The sequence below is a fragment of the Chamaesiphon sp. genome, assembly GCF_041738855.1.
Lineage (GTDB): Bacteria > Cyanobacteriota > Cyanobacteriia > Cyanobacteriales > Chamaesiphonaceae > Chamaesiphon.
This window is the reverse complement of sequence record NZ_JBGSPA010000113.1, coordinates 1-22,193: the sequence shown is the minus strand read 5'-3', so window position 1 is coordinate 22,193 and position 22,193 is coordinate 1. Positions and strand designations below refer to the sequence as shown.

Genomic DNA, 22,193 nt, shown 5'->3' with positions numbered 1-22,193 from the left:
TTAAATCAATGTTTTTTCAACTATTAATGATATTGATGGTGGATTTTAATGTGCCAAAAATTGAAAAAATTCTGCTGTTAGCCTAAAAGTGTTGAAATGCCTGAGTTTGAGGAGACAAAACTTCATCGAACTCAGGTTATTAGAAACCGCCCTGACTTTGCTCACATCCAAAGCCATTACCGCTCAGAATAATTTGATGATTTTAGGACAACCACTCGAAGAGATTAAGCTGCGGGAAGGTTTAGAAAAAGTCTTGCGATCGCTAGCACATCTGAGTAGTGGCGATGAGAAAATCGGATTGGTAGATGAAGCCAATCGAGTGCGACCACAGACATTATTTTAGAGCGATAAATATTGACGTAGTGGCTCGTACTTTTACCAATAACTCTGCTCTAAGTTACGATGATGTTTAAAATATTTGGATCGATTATTGTTGCTGGCTTAGCCTTATCGCTGGCTTTAGTATATTTGCCAATAAATATGAGCAGGCTATTTTTGTCGGAAGATAAGATCGCGCTCTCTGAAGATCCAGATGTAGTGGAGCGAGAGATCCTCAGGATTATCCCGATCGATAGCGCGATCGATGGAGCCAAACAGATGATGGAAAAAAATGGGTTTGGCTGTAAATTTATTAAAAATGGTGAATTTGCGAGAGTAAGAACCGATCGAAATGCACCAGGAGGATCGCGGCAGCAAGTTTATAGAAACGTAGATTATCTCTATTGCGATGCCAGCCAAGGCTTCTTAGTTCAAAGAAGATGGCAACTCGCAATTATTCATGTCGGAAAACAGGTTAAATCTGTCGCTGTCTCGACTGGATTAGTCGGTTTATAGCTGTTCGAGATCTCGAACAGCTTGCTGGATGATAAGACCGATGGTTTCACTTACCCCAACTGACAATGCGTCGCTCCCCCCAGCTCGATCCAACCGCGAATCAGACCAGAAGTAGACTGCGCCGCCGCACACCGCCCAGATCGATCGATGACAATCACCCCGCCCTCTCCATTCACCTTGGCAACCAAATAGTCAATCCCCGCCTGCGCTGCTGCTGCGGCATCTAGCCCCTGAAACAGGACGAGATCGGAAATCGTCTTCGCTAGCACCGTCCGTAAGAACTGTTCGCCATAGCCTGTTGCAGACACCGCACAGGTGTCATTGTCAGCAAATACACCCGCGCCGACAATCGGCGTATCGCCAACCCGACCCCACCGTTTGTTTACCAAGCCACCTGTGGAGGTTGCTGCGGCGAGATTGCCATGCAGATCCCGAGCCACCGCGCCGATAGTACCTAGCTTTTGTGACGGTTTAATCCGTTCGTGATCGAGAGTCATCCGCCCTGCTACCTGAGCTGCTGCCAATTGCTTGATGCGCGCCTCGGTAATGAAATAATCATCAGGATAAGTTTCGATCTGACAGAATTTGGCAAACTCCAAAGCTCCCTCGCCCACCAACAGCACATGTTCGCCATGCTCCAAGACGCGACGCGCTAGCGAGATCGGATTTTTGATTCCTCTAATCCCCGCCACCGCCCCCGCACTGAGATCGCAGCCATTCATCAGTGCAGCATCCATCTCCACTTTGCCGTCAGCATTGAGTACCGAGCCGCAGCCAGCATTGTAGAGTCGATCGTTTTCGAGGAGATTGGCGCAATATTCCACCACATCTAGCGCACTATCACCACGTTCGAGCCGTTCGCGACCCTGTTCTAATATCGCCGTGATACTTTGCCTAAACTCTGCTTCACTGGCTTCATATTTCAAATCTTCGAGGGAACCAGCACCACCATGAATCATCAAAGAATAGGAATTAGACATGCTTGCGATCGTGATAGAGATAGAGCCATGGACTGAGTATACTTCGATATCGATTTTTATAAAATTCTTTGTCTGAGCCGCTACTTTGATGATGCCCAGTCTATCAATCCGCTCTCAGCGATGAGTTTACCGCGATCGCGTGTAAATATTGGCAAATAGCTGGAGTCTCAGGTCTCCTCCGCAGGTGTTTCAGTCCAGACAAGACACAATCGGAGGCATTCTACAGGTAGCAAATTGGGGTAGTTCCCAATGCTATAATAGAAAACCATTTGACCAAAAACTTAGCGGTCGAGGTTCGCTAGAGCCAATTGTTTATGACTAAAAAACGTGTTTTATCTGGCATCCAACCAACGGGCAATCTACATCTGGGCAACTATCTTGGCTCGATTCGCAACTGGGTACAGCATCAACACAACTATGAAAATTATTTTTGTGTAGTCGATCTTCATGCCATCACCGCCCCTCACGATCCCCAAACTTTAGCTGAGAATAGTTACACGATCGCCGCTCTCTACTTAGCTTGTGGCATTAGTTTAGAGGATTCGAGTATCTTTATTCAGTCCCATATTCCCGCTCACAGCGAACTGACTTGGCTGCTAAATTGCATCACCCCGTTGAATTGGCTCGAAGATATGATCCAATTCAAAGAAAAAGCCATCAAGCAGGGTGAAAATGTGAATGTCGGGCTATTGGATTACCCCGTACTGATGGCTGCGGATATCCTCCTCTATCAAGCAGACAAAGTTCCTGTGGGCGAAGATCAAAAACAACATTTAGAATTGACTCGCGATATTGCCGTCCGCTTCAATCATCAATTTGCCAAGAAAATCCCCGTCCTCAAATTACCTGAAGCACTAATTCAAGCCGACGGTGCCAGAGTCATGAGCCTGACTGATGGCACTCGCAAGATGTCCAAATCCGATCCATCAGATCTCAGCCGGATTAACTTACTAGATAGTCCCGAATTAATCGAGAAAAAAATCAAAAAGTGTAAAACCGATCTCGAACGGGGTCTTACCTTTGAGGCGATCGAGCGTCCAGAATGTCGCAATTTATTGACACTATACATGCTGATGTCTGGCCAATCCAAAGAAACTGTCGCGATCGAATGTCAAGATCTCGGCTGGGGTCAATTTAAACCACTCCTAGCAGCAGCCACGATCGAACACCTCCGCCCGATCCAAGCCAAATATCACGAAGTAATGAGCGACAAAACCTATCTCGAATCCGTCCTCCGCGATGGCAGAGATCGCGCCGCCACGATCGCCGATCGCACCTTGGCTCAAGTCAAAGCAGCGATGGGGTTTTCGATGGTGAATGGTGGAAGGTGAATGGTGAATGGTGTTTTAGGAGCTGGGACGCTGGCGTCCGTTGAATTTAATTAAACACCGGATAGTGAATGAGATATGGTATTTGGGATTGAGTAGCTGGGACGCTGGCGTCCATTAAATTTCACCATCCACCATCCACCTTCCACTATGATTAAAGAGTAGTTGTGGAGGGCGATCGTGAATAATTTTCGACAAGCTGCTACTGCTGGTGAATTCTTGATTACCGCAGAAGTTGCCCCACCCAAAGGTGGCGACATCACACACATGGTACAGATGGCAAACTGCCTCAAAGGGCGCGTTCATGCCGTCAATATCACCGATGGCAGTCGCGCCGTCATGCGGATGTCACCATTTGCAGCATCGCTGATCTTGCTCCAACAAGGGATCGAACCAGTGTGTCAGTTTGCTTGTCGCGATCGCAATCGGATCGGACTCCAAGGCGACTTATTAGGTGCCCATGCCTTGGGAATTCACAATGTCTTAGCTCTGACTGGCGACCCGATCGTGGCTGGAGATTGCCCCACGGCTAAAGCCGTATTTGACCTCGAAGCCGTCAGACTTTTGAAAATCATCAATAACCTCAACCAGGGGCTTGATGGCAACGACAAGCCGCTACCAGATGGGGCTGTGGACTTATTTGTAGGGGCGGCGGTAGATCCCCAATCCAAAAGTCGATCGGGCTTGGAGCGACGATTCGAGCAAAAAGTTGCCGCAGGTGCCCAATTTTTTCAGAGTCAGTTGATCTCAGATTTTGAGATCTTCGATAAGTTTATGCACCAGATCGCCAATAGTTATCACAAGCCAGTCCTCGCCGGAATTTTCTTGCTCAAGTCTGCCAAGAACGCCGAATTTATCAATCGCAATGTCCCTGGAGTCGATATCCCCCAACACATCATCGATCGCTTGGCACGATCGACAACACCACTCCAAGAAGGAATCCAGATCGCCGCCGAACAAGTGTTACTCGCGCGCCAACTCTGTCAAGGCGTGCATTTGATGGCAGTCAAGCGCGAAGATCTCATTCCCCAGATTCTCGATCTCGCTGGGATTAAGCCATTGGATCGTTGATAGTTTAGTGCGTCGAGAGCATAAAGTTACTCACATCTTGTATCAGTTGCCATAATTACTCATTCAGCAACACTAGTTCACTGGTTCTGAATACTCAAAGCAACAGCTTCTGCTACCTTGATCCCATCTACCCCCGCCGACAAAATCCCCCCCGCATAACCAGCCCCTTCCCCCGCTGGATACAAACCCTTGGTATTGAGACTTTGATAGTCATCCCCTCGCTTGATACAGATCGGTGATGAGGTGCGGGTTTCTACGCCAGTAAGTACCGCATCGTGCATCGCAAAGCCGTCGAGTTGCTTATCAAAAGCCGGAATCGCTTCTCGAATCGCCTCGATCGCGTAATCTGGTAAACTCGAACTCAGATCGCACAAGTGGACACCAGGCTTATATGAAGGTTTAACCGTCCCTAACTGGGTGGAGGCTTGGGCAGCCAAAAAGTCACCGACTAGCTGCCCTGGAGCCTCGTATGTGCCCCCACCGAGCGCGAAAGCCTGCTCTTCTAACCGTCGCTGAAACTCAATCCCCGCGATCGGACTTTCAGGATAATCCGCTGGTGTAATTCCGACGACGATGCCACTATTAGCATTCTTCCCGCTCCGCTCGTATTGACTCATCCCATTGGTGACAACCCGTCCCACTTCAGATGTAGCTGCCACAACCTGCCCGCCTGGGCACATACAAAAGCTATAAACCGATCGACCATTGGCACAGTGATGAACTAGGCTATAATCAGCCGCACCGAGCATCGGATGTCCCGCCTGAGATCCCAGCCGACATTTGTCGATGACGGTTTGGGGATGTTCGACGCGAAACCCGATCGAGAATGGCTTGGGTTCGATGTATACTCCTGCCTGGTGCAGCATCTCAAAAGTATCGCGGGCACTATGTCCCACAGCCAGAATCACATGCTGGCTGGGGAGATATTCGCCACTAGCGAGGGTAATACCGCAAACTTGCCCATTTTCAATATTAATCTGTTCTACCCGACTTTGAAAGCGAGTCTCACCACCGAGTGCTGCGATCGTATTCCGAATATTTTCCACGATTTTGACTAGTCGATAGGTGCCGATGTGAGGCTTATTAATGTAGAGGATTTCCGACGCAGCACCAGCATTTACTAGTTCTGCTAATACTTTGCGCCCGTGATGATTGGCATCTTTGATCCGACTGTAGAGTTTGCCATCCGAAAACGTCCCCGCGCCACCTTCGCCAAATTGAGCATTGGATTCTGGGTTGAATTTTGCCTTGCTCCAAAAGCCAAAGGTATCCACAGAGCGATCGTGTACTGCCTTTCCACGTTCTAAAATAATCGGGCGAAATCCCATCTGAGCCAATAATAACCCCGCAAACATCCCACATGGCCCACAACCAATCACGATCGGACGTTGCTCTAATCCAGATGAGGATTGGGTTACATAGCGATAGCTAGTATCTGGAGTAGGGACGATATGCGGATCTTTTTTGAATTTTTGTAGTAGCTGTTGCTCTCTGGTTGTCTCGATGTCAATGATGTAAACGAATGATACTGCTCCCCGCTTCCGCGCATCGTAGCTCCGCTTGAAAATTTTGTGACGAATTAAGTCCTTGGGGGCGAGGGATAGTTTTTTGAGAATGGCGGACTGGATATCTGCTTCGGTATGTTCGAGTGGGAGTTTGACTTCAGAGAGGCGGAGCATGAACGTTATCCTGGACAGTTGGGGCAATATCTACTGTTCTTATTTTGTCACAATGGTTATGGATTGGTAGTCCTCGAAGATGGTAACACTAGTGTCGATCGCTTACTGAGATCTGAAGATGCGATCGCCAACAACTTCAAAGTTGTCTAGTAGCGTCTAGAAATGAAATTACCCAATCTTCACTCTGAAGATTGGGTAACTAGGGTCGGATTGAAATCGCTATTGAGCAATTGTTCGATCGCTAATAAGAGCAGTTGAATTAATAATGATTAATTATTAACACCTTATTTATTTAGCAAGGATCGAGAAACCACTCAAAACTGGGATATTGGCTACCAACACATAAGCAAATGCTGCACCACCAAGTCCGCCGATTAAGAAGCCAGAAGTAAATTCACTCCAGCCTTTACCATCCTTGACATTTGCAGGTGGATTTGATGCGGCTAAGCTCGGTAATGGTGGTGCTGGATTGACAGCAGCATAGATAGCTAGACAAGCAGTTAAAATCACCACCAATCCAACTGTGGACAGCAGTCCTGCTAAGTAGGCTTGGTCGGTATGACGCAGCGGCCCCAATAGGGTGAAGGGACCGAGGAGGAAATAGCCATGAGCCATTCCGACTTCTAACCCGCGCCGCTGTGGTGACAAACCAGTGCGGTAAATAGGTAGGTTACTGATGAAAGCTTGAACGATACCCAAAGAGTTGACTGGAGTAGCTAAATTGCTAACTTCAAGATTGGGAGTACCGACGACAGATCGATCGCGACTAAGAACCATAAAATACCTCTCAAAATAATTAAGCGGGGGAGATTTAGGTTGCGGTTTTAGGCGTCAGGTGTTAGAGCTGGGGAGCTGTCTGCATCCTTGCTAAGTCCCTAATACCTAAAACCTCAGACCTAAGACCTAACATTACAAGGGGTGAAATAATAGGTCGGGAAAAACGAGATTGAACTCAATCAAGAGGAATGCAGTAAAAGACAACCAAACTGTTGCTAAAACTGGGGCACTAGATAAAAATCTCAAGAAATTTGATGACATGGAAGATCTCCAGAATTTAAAGTCAATATAACTAGACCAAATCGGTCTAATTTAGCGAGGAGAAACAGTAATCTCGCTATCTTTGGCAACTAATTTACCAGAGGTGAATTCACCAATGGCACTAGCGGGCCAAGCGAAGCCGCTCAACATACAGGTCACAGCTAAAGGGACATCGATGATGATTTCTTTGTCTTCAGTATTGGCATCTTTTTTGATGGCAATCATGTAGGCACGACCAACCCAACCAATCCAGCCCGCAATGTACAGAAACAGGATACCTGGAATCAAGAAATCACCCGCGCGATCGAGTCGTCCATCTACGATCAAGTGTGGCAGTCCTTCGGGACCGCACATAGCTTGAGCGTATCGTTCAAACCGTTTCTTGCCAGATTCGGGGTCGCCAGTGGTATTTCGGGCTTCTTTGGCACGCTGTTGGAAGGCTGGAGAGTCGCCACAGCGGACGAGTCCAGCTACTTCTGTCGCAGAGGCGATCGGCGCAAAGTTGAACCAGAGACAGATGGCAAAGATAACAGCCAACAGTTTTTGCATAGTAATTGTTTCCGTTTATAACAAAACAAAAAGTTTTATTTACAAGCAGCTCGTTCGAGTTTCCGATCTGCTTTGGTAAAAAAACTATAATAGTCTTTTGGGAATTTTCAGCGGTCTTGCGTGTCGATCGCGAAAGATCGCTGATATGGTAGAAGTTGGCAATGTTTAACCAAGCGAGTAATCTCGACTGGGACGCTATTTGTTAGCAGATCGACTCTGCCAACAAGCGAGTGTAATACCTTTAACAGTTACACCGTGACGATTGCCAACCGAGTTATTTTTATTTTCATCTTTAAAATTAGCAGCTAATGACAACAGTTTTATCAATTGAAACAAGTTGTGACGAAACTGCGGTGGCAATTGTAAACAACCGTAAAGTTTGCAGCAGTATCATCGCTTCTCAAATCCCAATTCATCAGCAATATGGGGGTGTCGTCCCCGAAGTGGCATCGCGGCAACATTTGTTGACAATTACCGATCTGATTGCTCAGGCGATCGATGCAGCCGCTCTCACTTGGGCGGACATTGATGGGATTGCGGCGACGGTCGCACCAGGATTGGTGGGTGCGCTGATGATCGGGATGAGTGCGGCGAAAACTTTGGCGATTTTGCACGACAAGCCGTTTCTGGGCGTGCATCATCTGGAGGGGCATATTTACGCATCGTATCTGAGTTCACCAACATTGGAGCCGCCATTTCTCTGTTTATTAGTATCAGGCGGACACACTAGTCTGATTCATGTCAAGGATTGTGGAGTGTATACCGAACTAGGCGCGACTCGCGATGATGCCGCCGGAGAAGCCTTTGATAAAGTCGCTAGATTGTTGAATCTCGGCTATCCTGGCGGCCCTGCGATCGATCGCATGGCAAGTCAGGGCAATCCCCATCTCTACCCGCTCCCAGAGGGGAATATCTCGCTCCCAGGCGGTGGTTTTCATCCCTATGATTCGAGTTTTAGTGGTGTCAAGACGGCGGTGCTACGCTTGGTACAGAAGCTGCAAGCGGAGGGTAAGGAGCTACCTGTGGCGGATATTGCGGCGAGTTTCCAACACAGTATCGCGCGATCGCTTACCAAACGGGCGATCGCTTGTGCGAATGATTATGGGTTGAAAACGATCGTTATTGGGGGCGGGGTGGCTGCCAATCGTGGCTTGAGAGCGACATTACAAGCAGCGGCAGACAAGCAGGGGATCGCGGTGCTGTTTCCGCCGATGGAGTATTGTACTGACAATGCGGCGATGATCGGTTGTGCGGCGGCGGAGCATTTAAATCGGGGGCATGTTTCGCCGCTGGATCTGGGTGTGCGATCGCGGTTGTCGATTATGGAGGTGATGAGTCTGTATGTTTAATTTGGGGTGGATGGTGGCTGGTGGATGGTGGATAGTCAATAGACAACCTATCGATTCCTTGAATGGAAAGGGAGTAGTTAAACAAAAATTCCGGCTAGTTCTCGAATGCGATTTGCCCAAAGTTGAGCCAAAGTTGAGACTTCGCTGCGACTAGTATCACTTGCCCAAATATCTAGCCAGTGGAGATGCCATCTGGACAATTGACGCTGGATTTGTGCTAGTTCAAAGGCACGATCTACATCTAAGTCGATCGCCGTAAGTTCGATATATGCCTTACTTTCTTGGACGATCGCTAGGACAGTTTCGGCATCCATACCATTCGCACTCAGAGCTGCTATCCGCCCAAAGTTCTGCGCCAATTCCTCCATCCTGACAGACAATCGTTCACACCGAAATGCAACTTGTGCCACCGTCCAGTTATTCATACTTCTCCTAATAATCTGTGGATGATTTGCTTGACGCAATCTCGGATCGATGAATCTAAAATTTCCATCGATCTATTTTGACGCGGACGGAGATTTACCATTGACTCGTAGAAAACTTCTTGAGTAATTGGATTCCAACTTGCACCCCAAAGATCTATTTGCTGACTGCCATTGTCAAGCAGCATAATTTCGCAGTCAGAGTGCATTTCACCTCCACCTGCTAAAATTTGCTGACGGATATCTACAACTGTTTTGATGTAGAAACGATTGGCTTGCAGCATCCCATCGATTTGATTGCGTGTTGCAGGTTCCTGCAAGATATAAATGAGCAAGGGTCAACGTGAGTCAATTTCCCTCAATTTAACAGATTCTTACTTACCGATACAGAAGCGACTGAAGATCCGATCGAGGACGGATTCGGTGACTTCTTCGCCTGTGACTTCGCCCAAGGCTCTAATCGCCTCACGCAGGTCGATCGTCCAGAAGTCGAAGGGAAATTGACTATCGATCGTCGTTAGGACTCGATCGAGGGCAGTCTGGGCACGAATCAGGGCAGCGGCTTGACGGTGGTTGATGGCGATATCGATATTGGCGGCGTGGAGTTTGCCGCCAGTGACGATCGCGATGATGGCTGCTTCCAACCGATCGATGCCCAGATCGATCGCTGCTGCGGTTTCGACGACGGCACTGATTCCCGATGGTAAATCCAACTGTGGGGGAGTTGCAACTAGATCGATTTTATTAACTACTACAATCGTGGTAATTGGGGCAATCTGGGCATAGAGTGCTGCTTCTACTTCCGTCCAACCAATCTGAGCGTCGATCGTCAGCAGGACTAGATCGGCGGCTTGGGCGGCTGCACGAGAACGCGCTACCCCGATCTGCTCGACGACATCGCTAGTATCTCGAATTCCGGCTGTATCTAGCACCTGAACGGGAATGCCACCGACGACTAGCTGGGATTCGACTACATCCCGCGTCGTACCTGGCAGTGGGGTGACGATCGCCCGATCGCTCCGACTCCAAGCATTGAGCAGACTAGATTTACCGACATTGGGCTGTCCGAGAATGGCAACTTTTAGACCACTTCGCAATAGTTCCCCGCGATCTGCTGTCGCCACAATCTGCCCAATTTCCGCCGCCAATGCCGTGAGTTTGGCTGTGACATCATCCAGATCGAGTGGTGGTAAATCCTCCTCAAAATCGATCCTTGCCTCAATCTCCGCGAGTAAATCTAACCCCTGCGATCGCAATTGACCGATCGGTTGGCGCAATTTGCCTTGGAGTCCCGCAATGGCTGTCTGAGCGGCGGCAGGCGACAATGCCCCGACCAGATCGCTGATACTTTCGGCTTGAGTCAGATCGATTCGCCCATTCAAAAATGCGCGGAGGGTAAACTCGCCTGGTTCGGCGACTTGAGCACCGCACTCGACGCACAATTGCAAGATTTGTTGAACTAAAATAATCCCGCCGTGACTGTGGATCTCGACGACATCTTCCCGTGTATACGATCGCGGTGCCAGCATAATCAGTAGTAGTGCTTCATCGATTGTCACACCTGTCTCTGGATGCCGCACGTACCCATACAAAATCCGATGGCTGTCCCACTGTTGTGTCCCAGGTGTCCTAAAAATTTGCCGTGCGATCTCGACGGCATCTAGTCCCGATAGTCGGACGATGCCGACACTCCCTTGTTGAGGGACAACAGCCGTCGCGATCGCTACAATAGTTCCAGTCTGCATAATTAGGCTTTAGGTTTTAGGGTTTCGAGGGGGCAGAGGGTTGGGTTTTAGGTTATGAGCTTTGGGCTTTATTTACCATCCACCATTCACCATCCACCATCCACCATTCACCATATTCTTGTAGAATACTAAAATTTAGATCGGTACATTTGGGGGTAACTTAATGGAGTATTGGGAGTTTTTGATCCAGCGTCAGGGCGATCGAGGATGGCGACCGATTAAGACAGGCAATCTCCAGTTAATGGAGGGAAAATATCGGATCGTTGCCAATAGCAACTTATTGGATACACAGATTCAGACTCGCGTTACCTATCAAACTCCAGGCGTGACACCGCAACGGCGATCGCAATCTTGCAACCAAACTACCAAATCCAATGGATTGCTAGTAATTATCCCCTTTACCCAATTACACTCGGGTATTTGGCAGTTTGTCTGTAGCGGCACGACAACAAGCCAGACGGCATGGCATCAGATCCTCAAACTCCGCGTCCTCCCACGCACCCCAGCCCCCGTTGCTGCTAACGATCCGCTGCAACTAGAAACACTACCCAGTCATAGCCATCGAGTTGGCACAGGCGAAGAACTGGCAACGCCTACCCAGCCAATGGTACCGATCTCGATGCTGGGCGAACAGGAAAACTGGGCTGATGGACTCGATCGCTTATTAGAGCAACTGGAGCGGGATTCATTAAAAGTTCACCACCAGCCACCAGTCTCGCCAGAATTTCCAGGTACGATCCAACTCCAGCAGATTGTCGATCCACCCTTGCAACTGATTGGTTTGAACCGTGCCACTTTTTCGGGGATCGTTCCTGGCAACCGACTGACGATCGCGGGTGTCTGCAATTTACAGTTGTTGAGTGCTAATCTCATCCATAGCGTCAAAGTTGAGAAGCTGTCGATCTGTCTCCGCCATCCCCAAACTTCGGAAATAATTACGGCGATCGAACAAACCTTACCTCCAAGTCTTGACACGTTCTCTTTTAGCGGTCAACTGCAATTGCCCACAGAGCCGAAAATCAGTCTTCTACTGGGTGAAGTCAGCTTGTATGACAAACATCACATTCAGCTCGGCTCCAGTGGCTTCACCGTCACCCTCAACCTCAATCCCCTCCACGAGTCGGAATTGTCATTGTTGCGAATGTTCGATCTAGGCACCGATCCTGCCGCCGTCACACTCACTCAACTGACCCAAGAGCTGCAACGCGAGATCGTGACGATCGATCGCCACGGCTCCACTGTCCGCCCCCCAGCACCTAGCGTGCCATCAAGCATTCCGTCGCTCAATTCACCCCACTACCCATCTGTACCACTGGCTTACAGGCGAGCATCTGTGTTTGCTCATCCAGACATCGTACCTGTCGAGCCATCCACACCGCATCATCTCCCTCACCCCAAACTTGGAACAACCCCAACCGCTCCAACCGCTGTCAGTGGCGATCTGGATCTGGATCTCGATCTTGATTTTGCTAACCCCACTGCTGTTGGTGCGATTTATCGCCATCAAGATCTCGAAATAGTAGTGGATGATTGAATCGATCGAGCGATGAAGGACGTTGACGATCGACCAAATTTGAGAGTGTGCGAGTGTGCGCGCTTTACTTGTGAAGATTTGCAAATTTTTATCAACTATTTGTGAGCTTTTTTAGCTGACTAATTCAGATAGAATCTAGACATGCAACTCAGATCTACACAGGACTTTTAATTATGGCAGCTTCTTTTCTCCCTTCTATCCTCGTCCCTACTGTCGGTTTGCTATTTCCAGCGATCGCGATGGCATTCTTATTTGTATATATCGATCGTGACAGTATTGTCTAGCTCGATGTGCGGGTGAAATCGGAATGAGTAAGCAAATTGTTTCACTTACTCATTCCTGCTCGTTGACACTCATACCAAAAAGCCGGACTAGTCCGGCTTTTTGGTGTGGGTTCGCAATAAATTATCGCCGTGATTACATCGACGATCCAAGTCCAGCATAAGAGCCATAGAAAAACAGGCTCACAACACCGATTACCCCAATCCCAGCAACTGTAGCAACCAGCCACAATGGAATTTTTCCTGGTTCAGACATAGTTTTTTCCTCAGTAAAGATCCCAACAGCAACCCAACTAGTTAGTTAAAGAAATAACTAGTAAACAAAATTCCGAGTGTGAAAACCATTAATAAGCCTAAAAATAGTGAAGCTCGATTGAGTTCTACTGGCTGATTATTGGGGTTTGGAGTACGTTCCATAATTTTAATCTAGTCCTATCTTTGAATAAACTGCATGGCTGCGATCGCGCCGATGAAAAATACAGTTGGGATGCCCAAAGTGTGGACAGCTACCCATCTGACTGTAAAAATTGGATATGAAATAGGCTGATTTCCGCCGCCGCTAGTCATTGTATTTGTTCCTAAAATTAAGAAGAAGTCGGTTTAAGATGTAGTTAGCGATCGACGATCGTCTAACCAATGAGCACATCGCTTTTGAGTCGATCGATAAAAACTCGAGCTATGTTAACGTAATTATTTAGTTTGAACGAATTTATCGAGCTGATTCTTGGAATCAAATCGATCGGAAACGATCGGCAACTCTTGACGGGTCTGAGTAAAATACTCATCAGGACGAGGAGTGCCAAAAGCATCGTAAGCCAAACCAGTGCTAACAAACAGCCAGCCAGCGACGAATAACGCTGGAATGGTGATGCTGTGAATAATCCAATAACGAATACTGGTAACAATGTCCGAAAACGGACGTTCTCCGGTGGTTCCGCCTGCCATCTTGAGCTACTCCTATAGTTAAATATCTACTATCACAGTTTATCTCATAACCTTGAAGAAATGTGATGTCTAAATGAGAACTTAGGCTTTAGGCGTTAGGGTTAAAACTCGTAGCGTCAAGCCTAAAGGCTTGATGGTGGCTCACCCGCCACGCTCCAATCCATAGCCCAAGCCCTAAAGGCTTTATCCATCACCTCAAACCTAAAGCCTAAAGCCTAACACCTAACACCTAAACCGTCGCGCCTTGATACTGAAGCACGATCCCACGTTGACCGATGATAAAACCGCGATCGGGACTAAAAAACAAAATCTTGTAGAGATTGGATGGTACCGCTTCTACTGCTTCATCCTTGAGCCATGTTTTGCCGCTGTCTGTGCTGACAAGTAGATCGCCGCTACCACCAGATACCCAGACCTCACCAGGTGTCCGATAAGCCAGATCTAGCAGTCCGGTATTAGTTTTCTGACCTGGGAATACTTCATTATCCCAAGCGTCTGGTGTTTCTGGGTTGCTAAATTGAAGTTGTCCGCCCCGTGCTAGCATCCACAGCCGACCATCATTGGCAAATCCCATGTTAGATACTCGGCGAGAGCTGTTCCGGTTGTGAGGTTCCCAGTTTTCTTGACCTGGTGTCCAGATCGAATAAAAGTTACCTTTGGCAGAGACAGCGACGTATTTGCCATCTGGGGAGCGAGAAATCGTCCGAAAGACACCAACAGCTCCACTCACTAGTGATTTCCAGTTTTTACCTGCATCTTTGGTAGCATAGATTGCGCCAATGTCAGTAGTCATCTCCGCCGAACTTGCGCCCAGTGCTTTGATAGTGGCTGGAATTCCAGGTAATTTGGCACTCAGAGCCACCCGTTCCCAAGATTTGCCAGTATCTTTGGTGTGGAGCAGGATCGCGGGTTCTCCGACGATCCAGCCCTCATCGCCAGCAAAACTAATCGAAGTGAATCGATATTTATCGCTGTCTAGTTCTAGTTTGCGCTGTTCCCAAGTTTTACCACCATCATTGGTTTCCAAAATAGCGGCATCGCTACCGACGACCCAACCATGCTCGGGATTGCCAGTAAAGGTCAAATCTTGAATATTGGATTCGGTAGGGAGCTGAATTGGCTTCCAGGGGCTGCTAGCTAAGGGTTGAATATGGCTGCAACTGACGCAAAAGATCCCGATCGCGATCAGTGTAGCAGTTTGTTTGAGAATTTTTGTAAGCAGGTTCATATTTCGGGACGATAACGATTTTTAATTCAATGTGTATAAACTGAGGAAAATGATAATTCCGAGTACGAGTCCACCATAAATAAGTAAACTTTTTTGTCCTGGTGTCATCGTATTGACCCCAAACCCGTAGCCTTGGTTTTCTTTGAACCCATAGCTTTCGGTAGTGCCGATGTTCGCAAATGCGGATTTCTTGGCACCACAGGAGGGACATTTCCAGGTGATGGGGATAGCGGTAAAGGGTGTACCAGCGATAATTCTATTTTTGGGGTCGCCCTTGTTAGGATTGTACTTGTAGCCACAGGCGCGGCATTCAAACCGATCGTCATCGCTGGCTACTACTGCTTTGCTCTGTCTGGTGTCTGTTGTAGGTTCCAGATCTGCTGGACTACTAGGACGATCTTGCTCTAGATCGCTCATAAACCTAAATTTTAATATTGGATGATTATTAATATACTGTTACAAATTTTGGCATACTATGTCGAAGTTTGATAGCTGGTATTTATTCGAGCTGCTAGTTACCGTTCTCTAATCCTCAATCCCCATCTGCTTATGTCTATCAAACAGCTCCTGTCGATCGGTTTACTTGTCTTTGTCCCAATTTCGATCGCGGCTAAATATCTCGAATGGGGAGAGCTATCTGTATTTGTCACCTCAGCATTGGCAATCGTGCCCCTAGCCATCTGGTTGAGCACCGCAACGGAGGAACTAGCCATCGTCACTGGTCCTGCGGTAGGCGGGCTGCTAAATGCCGTATTTGGTAATGCCACGGAGTTGATTATTAGTTTAGTTGCGCTCAAGGCTGGCTTGATCGATATTGTCAAAGCGAGCATTACTGGAACGATTATCAGTAATCTGCTGTTGGCGATGGGGTTGTCGATGTTTTTGGGGGGCTTGAAATACAAGGAGCAAGAATTTAAACCGATCGTTGCTCAAGTGAGCGGTTCGTCGATGACGCTGGCAACGATCGCGATTTTATTACCGACGATGGCATTTTATTCTAGTAGTAATTCAGATTTGTTTGCTGTCGAAAAACTCTCGATCGCGGTGGCAGTGATTTTAATTGCAGTTTATGTGATGACATTACTTTTTTCGCTCAAAACTCACAGTTATTTGTATGATGTCAGCTTGGTCGAGCTAGATGTCGAAGCGACCGGACACAAACCAGATTCACGACTGTGGTTAGGTGTTTTGATCGTTTCCACCTTGGCAGTTGCTTATGAGTCAGAAATGTTTGTGGGAGTTGTCGAAACAGCAACTGAAGGGCTAGGCTTAACACCGTTATTTACTGGCGTAATTTTGTTACCATTAGTTGGCGGTGCGGCCGAATATGTCACGGCGGTGGGAGTGGCAATTAAGAATAATATGGATCTGTCTGTGTCGGTAGCCATGGGTTCGAGTTTGCTCGTTGCTCTATTGATGGCTCCAATGTTGGTATTAGTGGGATATGCGATCGGTCAACCGATGGATCTCAATTTTAATCCGTTTGAAATTGTAGCGGTAGGGGTCGCCGTAATTGTAGCAAACTTGATTAGTTTAGATGGTCGATCGAATTGGCTAGAAGGAATCTTATTACTAGCAACTTACTCTATTTTAGCGGCGGCTTTCTACTTCTTGCCGATTTGAATGCGCCATAACCGAAGGTTACCCCTACACAAGTTACCTGTTGGGTGCCTCTTGCAGGTACCCTTAGATCTACGCTAATTACTGTATCTTAATACTGGTAAATGAATGCAGTGAGACAATCTTGCGATCGTTTGGAGCAGTTCGAGATCCAGAACTAAAATTTTCAGCCAATTACGAGCAGCTGCGGCAGGCATCGGTAATCATGAACAAACACTCTGGGGTAAGACTGTGCGAACTTGGAGGAATTTACTCAAGCTTTATTTGTGTAAAAATACAGTAAAGTCGCATAATTTGAAACCGTCATTTTCTATTTCATCAAGCAACAAGAAACTTTGCTCTTTAGATATAGCAGTCGCCACATCGGTTAAGACACTCTAGATCTCAGTCCGCGTAGGCGGACTTTGCAGCACTAGCGGCGATTTTAATCGCTGTGCTGTCCTAACCGCCTTGGCGGTTGCCATAACTCAAAATTAACTAAGGATTTGAAATTATCGACCTTTACGTGTTTAATTCGCATGTCTTTACAGAAAAAATCCGTAAATGTAACAACACCTACGGAATCTGTGGAAGCATAATAAAGTTGCGTAATTACACAAGCTGAATATGCTGATATACCGTAAGGTACTTTCAATTTTACCAAAATAAAGTCGCGCAATTTAGTGTGTATTCAATAGAAACAAAGAACAATAAAGTCGCGTAACTTGATAGAGCCGTTGCTGAGACAGAATTACAGCGTTGACAGAATATGCGTCTGATGCGAAATAGTTCATTTAGCAAATTTGCGGCTACTTACCCAACTCGATCCAACCAGGAGCGCATCGTAATGTAGTATTACTATCCTTGATTTTGGCGATCGGTGCATTGGTTGGTCTGTTACCATCTATGCCAGTGACACAAGACTCACATAAGATATATGATATCACCGATTGATTAGACCTCTTACGTGAATAGGGAGAATTAGGGTAGAAGTAGAGGAAAGGGGGAAGATGCAATCGCGCTGAGGTTTCCTCAGCGTGCGTTGCACCAAGCAGCAGAAAGCTTACTACAGTGGGAAGAAAAAGCACCACACACTAAAGGCGCAAGTGGTCGTCAACCAAGCAACAGGGCAAATAATTTGTACTGCTTTTGGAAAAGGAACCATTCATGATTTCCGCTTATTTAAGTTGGAGCGATTACCGATGTTACCTGAACAGTTGTGTTTGGCAGATAAAGGATATCAGGGGCTTGGCTTTACTGCATCCTGATAGTTGTCTTCCAACTAAAAAGCCTCGCCAGGGCAAGCTAGATAAGTCTGAACGTCAGCATAATCGCTCCTTAGCACGATTGCGAATCGTTGTTGAACATGTTAACCGCAAACTTAAAATATTTCGGATTTTGGCTGAACGCTATCGCAATCGACGCAAACGTTTTGGTCTAAGATTTAACCTCATTTCCGCTATTCTCAATTTTGAACTTGCTTCTCCCTCATGATTCACGCAAGAGGTCTATTGTCGTATAAATCGGCATTGGTGCGATCGCAACCCCATAGCTAGAGGCTCACAGATCGCTTTTCGATCGAGATTAACAGCCAAGCAGTTACAACCTAAATTAAACTGTAACTGTAATTTTGGCTTGTAGATGAGGAATATTAGCTAATAAGTTCTCTATCTTGCCATGAAACCAGAAATCGATCCTGCCAGAATGTTAAGCGACTTTTCTAGTAGTCTTAGCACTGGACGTCTTGAAGTAATTTGCGACAGTGCGAGCTGGAGTATTGTGTTGCAATCAGGACAGCTATTGAGTGCAGACTGTTCGGTACAATCCCTAGGTCAATTGAATCATCGATTGTGTCAACTGGGCTGGGATCTGCCTGCAAAAGCCATTAATACTGCTGGCGATCGAAATAGCAACTTGGCTGGAGATATTTTAGTTCGACAGGAAATAGATCGGCTGGAAATGCAAGGGTTACTGGTACCTAGTCAAGCCAGCCAAATTTCGGCAGAAGTGACTAAAGAAGCCCTAGAGTCTCTGCTATGGCTGAGAACTGGAGAATGGAAGTGGCATTCAGACACATTGGTAACTAGCGTAGTTATCAAAAATTCGGCATCGCGGTTCAATTTGTCACAACTGCTGGAATATTACCAACAGCGGCTGAGGATTTGGCAGAAATACATTACGGTGATTCAGTCTCCACACCAGCGTCCTTATTTAGTCAATCCTCGGTTGCTCGAAAAACCAGTTGCGGGAAACCTGAGCTCTACAGCTTTGAGTCAGATTACTCAATTGATGAAAGGGATCAGTCTGCGGGAACTATCTTTGCTGCTCAAGCAAGATGAATTAAAGCTGGTGCAACTATTGATTCCCTATATTCGCGAGAATGTCATTTGTTTGCTGGAACCATCCGATCGCTTTAGTCAACTACCCTCGATCCCCGAACCCGATTTGCTAAAAATCTCAGCTAGCGGTGAAATTACACCCTCTGGAGATAGTAACAATCAAAGTAGTGACAAAAAATACAAAATTGCCTGTATTGATGACAGTCCATTTATCCTCGATGAAATGGAAAAGATTCTAGGCAAACATAGCCAGTACTCACTGACAAAAATTGAAGATCCCGTCAAAGCTGCTGCGATGATTTTTCGACTGAAGCCGGATCTGATTTTAATGGATATCACGATGCCAGATATCAATGGTTATAAGCTGTGCCGCCTATTTAGAAGTAGTGCTGCTTTTAAAACAACACCCATTATTATGGTCACGGGAAATAAAGGCTTGCTCGATAAAGCTAGAGCCAAGTTAGTTGGAGCCACAGATTATCTCACCAAGCCATTTAGCCAGACAGAGCTACTAGCATTAGTCGAAAAATATTTGGTCGAAAATTCAAAAATAGCAGTGTGAATACTGACGTTTGATTTGGGCATCATAAAGCCAAGAGTAGCATTTTTCACTCGACTTAATTAGTTTATTTTTTAGTTATTACCCAAAATGTCCAAAATTTTAGTAGTAGATGATATGCAGGCTGAATTGGAACTGATCTGTGAGCATCTAGCCAAGGCAGGGCATACAACCGTGACCGCCATAAATGGCGAGGAAGCCCTCGATCGAGCCAGATCCCAACAGCCAGATGCGATCGTCACCGATTGGATGATGCCTGTGATGGGTGGGCTGGAACTATGTCGCCATCTCAAAAAACACCCAGAGACGGCGAATATTCCGATCGTCGCCTGTACTGCCAAGGATCGGAATGTCGATCGAGTCTGGGCGATGAAACAAGGTGTCAAGGTTTATCTCACTAAACCCTACACTGCGGCAGAATTAGTTGCGGCGATCCAGGAAGTTATCGGATGAAGCAATGACAGAGAATACTACACTTACCAGACTTCAGCAACTTTTACCGCAATTATTTCAACCACTAGAAATTAGTGGCGACCTCTATTTGCGGTTCCAACTGACACCAGAGATCCCCGCGCTGTTGTCGATGGATCGAGTCTTAGAAGCGTTGCTCGTGCCAGCTAGCTCGATTTCGCCCCTGCCCAACTTGCCATCGATCGCCATCGGCATGATGAATTCTCGCGATCGCGTCTTCTGCGTGGTCGATCTAGGGCAACTCTTGGGATTGCCGCAGATCGCGATTAATCCTCGCGATTATCAAGTCATCGCGATCGATTTACCCACACCGAGCGTTCGGGCGGGGGATACACCAGGTAGTTCCAGCAAATGTCTGGGCTTGGCAGTGCGCCAAGTTAGAGGAGTCGCTCGACTCGAAACCCACCAGTTGCAATCGGGTTGCGGGGATGTGCCGGAGTGCTTAACCCCATACCTGATGGGCAGCTTCATCGAGTCCGATCGTCGCTCTGTGTTACTAGATGCAGACGCGATCGCCACTGCTCCCGCTCTATTCCACAATCCATTCGCGCGCTCTTGAGCTAAACCCTCGGCAGAAGCCCAAGTGTGCCGAATCGCTGTCAACTGTCAACTGTCAACTGTTAAAACTAACGACAATGAATCAACCTGACTCTGCCCCCGAACAACTCGATAAGAATTCAGATTTGGCTACCCCCATCTCGCCATCGATTACACCAGCAGCTACTTGGTGGCAACAGCCTGCAAAAATCTGGAATAACCTCTCGATTCGCGCCAAAATTACCACGTTATTAATTACGGGCGCGGTGATTCCGGTTGTCGCTGTCACTCAGGGGCTGGTTGGACTCGCCAGAGATGTAGCCATCAAAGATCTCAGAGCTAGTTTGGAGACAAAGCTACTAGTTTTGGGCAAATCCGTGAAATCTGAAACGCGGCAGATTGAAGATAATTCTCATGTGTTGGCGCAGTCGGTGGTTGCCGCAGGGATTGACTTAGACAATGCTGGTGCGATCGCCGCTCAACAAGCCAAACTGACCGGATTTATCCAGACTGCCAAGGATCTTAAACCCAATGCTAGCTTCTATTTGATTACCAATAGCAAGGGTCAAACCGTCGCTCAATCGATCCAAACAGTGCGGGATGATTTTACTAAGTACGCGCCATTACCTACAGATAAGACGACAACTCAATTTAGTCCTGTCCCCAGTAAATCTGGAATTGAACTAGGTGAGATCGACATTGTTAAAGCAGCGTTAACCAAATCGCGATCGCTCTCTGGTGTGGAACTCGTCAAAAGTCAGTCGCTTCAGCAGCTAGGACTTGCCCAGCAGGCGAATATTGGGATGCGGCAGCAATCGACCCAAGGTTTATCAGAGCTGAAAAAACCCTATCCAGAAGGTACCTTCAACGTTGAGGGGGGTAAAGTTGGTCTGGTGGTAATGTCAGTACAACCGATTCGAGTCAATGGCAAGCAGGTGGGTAGTGCGATCGTCGGCACCATGCTCAATCGCAACTTCGAGCTGGTAGATCGACTCAAGAGCGAAATTGACGTTCCGATCGCAACCCTGATCGCGCAGGATTGGCGGGTCAGTACCAATGTGCCCTACACCGATGAGGCGACTAGAGCGATCGGGACGCGGGTATCTAAATCTACTGCCGATCGGGTCTTGAAAGAGGGCAAAGTTTATCTGGGCGATGCCAATATCATCGGGATTGACTATCTAACGGGCTATGCACCGCTGTACGATCATCGACAACAGCTCGATCCTGCCACTGCCAAACCGATCGGGATTAGTTCTGTGGGCAAACCTCAAACTCAGGTAGATATCGACCTCCAACAACTTACGCTCACGGGTTATGCTGTCGGAGGTGGGATCTTGGTCTTGGTAATCGGTATTCTGGTACTCGCGCCATCAGATCGATCGATCTCGCGACCGATTAAGGGTTTGACACTGTTTGCCGATCGGATTGCGGCGGGTCAGTCGGGCGTGCGGTTGGTAGATAACGATCGTCGAGATGAGGTCGGGATTCTGACGCGGAACCTGAACCAAATGGCACAGAATGTCGATGCTAACTTAGAAGCCCGTCAGCAAGAAGCCGAGCTGCAACGTCAGCAACGGGAAGAATTAGAGAATGGAATTTTTAATCTAGTTACCGAAATTGAAGGTGCGACAGATGGCGACCTCAGAGTCAGAGCTAGTCTAGATTCGCTAGAATTGAGTACCGTTGCCGATTTATTTAATGC

General features: G+C 47.3%; 29 protein-coding genes. 15 read left to right on the top strand and 14 right to left on the bottom strand.

The window, feature by feature from the left end; all coding sequences use genetic code 11:
• Positions 1 to 88: 88 nt before the first annotated feature.
• Both ACEW9I_RS10600 and ACEW9I_RS10595 read left to right on the top strand, forming a co-directional pair.
• Positions 89 to 343 (top strand): tetratricopeptide repeat protein, encoded by a 255-nt coding sequence (locus ACEW9I_RS10600; RefSeq protein WP_373540309.1) that lies wholly within the window; start codon positions 89 to 91, stop codon positions 341 to 343.
• A 59-nt stretch (positions 344 to 402) separates the two neighbouring features.
• Positions 403 to 834, top strand: coding sequence for a hypothetical protein (locus ACEW9I_RS10595; RefSeq protein ID WP_373540308.1), 432 nt, complete (start codon positions 403 to 405; stop codon positions 832 to 834).
• Between the two features lie 50 nt (positions 835 to 884).
• Here ACEW9I_RS10595 and ACEW9I_RS10590 read toward each other — a convergent pair whose 3' ends face one another.
• Positions 885 to 1,814 (bottom strand): isoaspartyl peptidase/L-asparaginase family protein, encoded by a 930-nt coding sequence (locus tag ACEW9I_RS10590; RefSeq protein ID WP_373540307.1) that lies wholly within the window; start codon positions 1,812 to 1,814, stop codon positions 885 to 887.
• A gap of 314 nt (positions 1,815 to 2,128) precedes the next feature.
• Here ACEW9I_RS10590 and trpS point away from each other — a divergent pair, with 314 nt between their 5' ends.
• Positions 2,129 to 3,145, top strand: a complete 1,017-nt coding sequence (gene trpS / locus ACEW9I_RS10585) for a tryptophan--tRNA ligase (protein ID WP_373540306.1) — start codon at positions 2,129 to 2,131, stop codon at positions 3,143 to 3,145.
• Positions 3,146 to 3,322: 177 nt separating this feature from the next.
• The gene (locus ACEW9I_RS10580; protein WP_373540305.1) at positions 3,323 to 4,213 is read left to right on the top strand and encodes a methylenetetrahydrofolate reductase; all 891 of its coding nucleotides are present in this window, start codon (positions 3,323 to 3,325) and stop codon (positions 4,211 to 4,213) included.
• A gap of 77 nt (positions 4,214 to 4,290) precedes the next feature.
• On the opposite strand, the gene ACEW9I_RS10575 is transcribed toward ACEW9I_RS10580, so the two are convergent.
• A complete protein-coding gene (locus ACEW9I_RS10575) occupies positions 4,291 to 5,892 on the bottom strand; it encodes an NAD(P)/FAD-dependent oxidoreductase (RefSeq protein ID WP_373540304.1) in 1,602 nt (533 codons plus the stop codon).
• Between ACEW9I_RS10575 and ACEW9I_RS10570 the strand changes: the two genes are divergently transcribed.
• The gene (locus ACEW9I_RS10570) at positions 5,854 to 6,042 is read left to right on the top strand and encodes a hypothetical protein (RefSeq protein ID WP_373540303.1); all 189 of its coding nucleotides are present in this window, start codon (positions 5,854 to 5,856) and stop codon (positions 6,040 to 6,042) included. The genes ACEW9I_RS10575 and ACEW9I_RS10570 overlap by 39 nt on opposite strands.
• A gap of 138 nt (positions 6,043 to 6,180) precedes the next feature.
• Here ACEW9I_RS10570 and ACEW9I_RS10565 read toward each other — a convergent pair whose 3' ends face one another.
• From ACEW9I_RS10565 to ACEW9I_RS10555, 3 genes are all read right to left on the bottom strand, one after another.
• On the bottom strand, positions 6,181 to 6,669 hold the full coding sequence (locus ACEW9I_RS10565) for a photosystem I reaction center subunit XI (protein WP_373540302.1): 489 nt from the start codon (positions 6,667 to 6,669) through the stop codon (positions 6,181 to 6,183).
• Between the two features lie 132 nt (positions 6,670 to 6,801).
• Complete coding sequence (locus ACEW9I_RS10560; protein ID WP_373540301.1) at positions 6,802 to 6,930, bottom strand: photosystem I reaction center subunit IX; 129 nt, start codon at positions 6,928 to 6,930, stop codon at positions 6,802 to 6,804.
• 51 nt (positions 6,931 to 6,981) lie between these two features.
• Positions 6,982 to 7,479 (bottom strand): Photosystem I reaction center subunit III, encoded by a 498-nt coding sequence (locus ACEW9I_RS10555; protein WP_373540300.1) that lies wholly within the window; start codon positions 7,477 to 7,479, stop codon positions 6,982 to 6,984.
• A 308-nt stretch (positions 7,480 to 7,787) separates the two neighbouring features.
• On the opposite strand from ACEW9I_RS10555, the gene tsaD reads away from it, so the two are divergent.
• Positions 7,788 to 8,828: a tRNA (adenosine(37)-N6)-threonylcarbamoyltransferase complex transferase subunit TsaD gene (gene tsaD, locus ACEW9I_RS10550; RefSeq protein WP_373540299.1), complete on the top strand. Its 1,041-nt coding sequence runs from the start codon at positions 7,788 to 7,790 to the stop codon at positions 8,826 to 8,828.
• A gap of 77 nt (positions 8,829 to 8,905) precedes the next feature.
• Here the strand turns inward: tsaD and ACEW9I_RS10545 are convergent, their stop codons facing one another.
• The 3 genes from ACEW9I_RS10545 to mnmE are packed head-to-tail and all read right to left on the bottom strand — an operon-like array spanning position 8,906 to position 10,995.
• The gene (locus ACEW9I_RS10545; RefSeq protein ID WP_373540298.1) at positions 8,906 to 9,253 is read right to left on the bottom strand and encodes a hypothetical protein; all 348 of its coding nucleotides are present in this window, start codon (positions 9,251 to 9,253) and stop codon (positions 8,906 to 8,908) included.
• A complete protein-coding gene (locus ACEW9I_RS10540; RefSeq protein ID WP_373540297.1) occupies positions 9,250 to 9,585 on the bottom strand; it encodes a DUF5674 family protein in 336 nt (111 codons plus the stop codon). The genes ACEW9I_RS10545 and ACEW9I_RS10540 overlap by 4 nt, the downstream gene beginning before the upstream one ends.
• A 39-nt stretch (positions 9,586 to 9,624) precedes the next feature.
• Entirely contained in the window at positions 9,625 to 10,995 is a 1,371-nt protein-coding gene (gene mnmE / locus ACEW9I_RS10535; RefSeq protein WP_373540296.1) for a tRNA uridine-5-carboxymethylaminomethyl(34) synthesis GTPase MnmE, read from the bottom strand.
• A 163-nt stretch (positions 10,996 to 11,158) separates the two neighbouring features.
• Here mnmE and ACEW9I_RS10530 point away from each other — a divergent pair, with 163 nt between their 5' ends.
• Positions 11,159 to 12,529, top strand: coding sequence for a hypothetical protein (locus ACEW9I_RS10530; protein WP_373540295.1), 1,371 nt, complete (start codon positions 11,159 to 11,161; stop codon positions 12,527 to 12,529).
• 173 nt (positions 12,530 to 12,702) lie between these two features.
• Positions 12,703 to 12,813 (top strand): photosystem I reaction center subunit VIII, encoded by a 111-nt coding sequence (gene psaI, locus ACEW9I_RS10525; RefSeq protein ID WP_373540294.1) that lies wholly within the window; start codon positions 12,703 to 12,705, stop codon positions 12,811 to 12,813.
• A 133-nt stretch (positions 12,814 to 12,946) separates the two neighbouring features.
• On the opposite strand, the gene ACEW9I_RS10520 is transcribed toward psaI, so the two are convergent.
• The 6 genes from ACEW9I_RS10520 to ACEW9I_RS10495 all read right to left on the bottom strand — a co-directional run bounded on the left by ACEW9I_RS10520 (position 12,947) and on the right by ACEW9I_RS10495 (position 15,400).
• Positions 12,947 to 13,066 (bottom strand): photosystem II reaction center protein J, encoded by a 120-nt coding sequence (locus ACEW9I_RS10520; RefSeq protein WP_373540293.1) that lies wholly within the window; start codon positions 13,064 to 13,066, stop codon positions 12,947 to 12,949.
• Positions 13,067 to 13,107: 41 nt separating this feature from the next.
• Positions 13,108 to 13,230, bottom strand: coding sequence for a photosystem II reaction center protein L (locus ACEW9I_RS10515; RefSeq protein ID WP_309744289.1), 123 nt, complete (start codon positions 13,228 to 13,230; stop codon positions 13,108 to 13,110).
• A 12-nt stretch (positions 13,231 to 13,242) separates the two neighbouring features.
• Positions 13,243 to 13,377, bottom strand: a complete 135-nt coding sequence (psbF, locus tag ACEW9I_RS10510; protein ID WP_309734577.1) for a cytochrome b559 subunit beta — start codon at positions 13,375 to 13,377, stop codon at positions 13,243 to 13,245.
• A 123-nt stretch (positions 13,378 to 13,500) separates the two neighbouring features.
• The gene (gene psbE / locus ACEW9I_RS10505) at positions 13,501 to 13,755 is read right to left on the bottom strand and encodes a cytochrome b559 subunit alpha (protein WP_373540292.1); all 255 of its coding nucleotides are present in this window, start codon (positions 13,753 to 13,755) and stop codon (positions 13,501 to 13,503) included.
• A gap of 229 nt (positions 13,756 to 13,984) precedes the next feature.
• Positions 13,985 to 14,983, bottom strand: coding sequence for a photosynthesis system II assembly factor Ycf48 (locus ACEW9I_RS10500; protein WP_373540291.1), 999 nt, complete (start codon positions 14,981 to 14,983; stop codon positions 13,985 to 13,987).
• 21 nt (positions 14,984 to 15,004) lie between these two features.
• Positions 15,005 to 15,400 (bottom strand): rubredoxin, encoded by a 396-nt coding sequence (locus ACEW9I_RS10495; protein ID WP_373540290.1) that lies wholly within the window; start codon positions 15,398 to 15,400, stop codon positions 15,005 to 15,007.
• A 132-nt stretch (positions 15,401 to 15,532) separates the two neighbouring features.
• On the opposite strand from ACEW9I_RS10495, the gene cax reads away from it, so the two are divergent.
• The 7 genes from cax to ACEW9I_RS10460 form a co-directional block, all read left to right on the top strand.
• Positions 15,533 to 16,606 (top strand): calcium/proton exchanger, encoded by a 1,074-nt coding sequence (cax, locus tag ACEW9I_RS10490; protein WP_373540289.1) that lies wholly within the window; start codon positions 15,533 to 15,535, stop codon positions 16,604 to 16,606.
• Between the two features lie 1,013 nt (positions 16,607 to 17,619).
• Positions 17,620 to 17,850, top strand: coding sequence for a transposase (locus tag ACEW9I_RS10485; RefSeq protein ID WP_373540288.1), 231 nt, complete (start codon positions 17,620 to 17,622; stop codon positions 17,848 to 17,850).
• Positions 17,750 to 18,076 carry a transposase family protein gene (locus ACEW9I_RS10480; protein ID WP_373540287.1) on the top strand — a complete coding sequence of 109 codons (327 nt, stop codon included), beginning with the start codon at positions 17,750 to 17,752 and terminating at the stop codon, positions 18,074 to 18,076. Before ACEW9I_RS10485 ends, ACEW9I_RS10480 begins: the two co-directional genes overlap by 101 nt.
• A gap of 183 nt (positions 18,077 to 18,259) precedes the next feature.
• Positions 18,260 to 19,483 carry a response regulator gene (locus tag ACEW9I_RS10475; protein ID WP_373540286.1) on the top strand — a complete coding sequence of 408 codons (1,224 nt, stop codon included), beginning with the start codon at positions 18,260 to 18,262 and terminating at the stop codon, positions 19,481 to 19,483.
• A gap of 87 nt (positions 19,484 to 19,570) precedes the next feature.
• Complete coding sequence (locus ACEW9I_RS10470) at positions 19,571 to 19,933, top strand: response regulator transcription factor (RefSeq protein ID WP_373540285.1); 363 nt, start codon at positions 19,571 to 19,573, stop codon at positions 19,931 to 19,933.
• Between the two features lie 4 nt (positions 19,934 to 19,937).
• Positions 19,938 to 20,510 carry a chemotaxis protein CheW gene (locus ACEW9I_RS10465; protein ID WP_373540284.1) on the top strand — a complete coding sequence of 191 codons (573 nt, stop codon included), beginning with the start codon at positions 19,938 to 19,940 and terminating at the stop codon, positions 20,508 to 20,510.
• Between the two features lie 76 nt (positions 20,511 to 20,586).
• Positions 20,587 to 22,193: cache domain-containing protein (locus tag ACEW9I_RS10460; RefSeq protein WP_373540283.1), on the top strand; the 1,607-nt coding region annotated here is incomplete at its 3' end.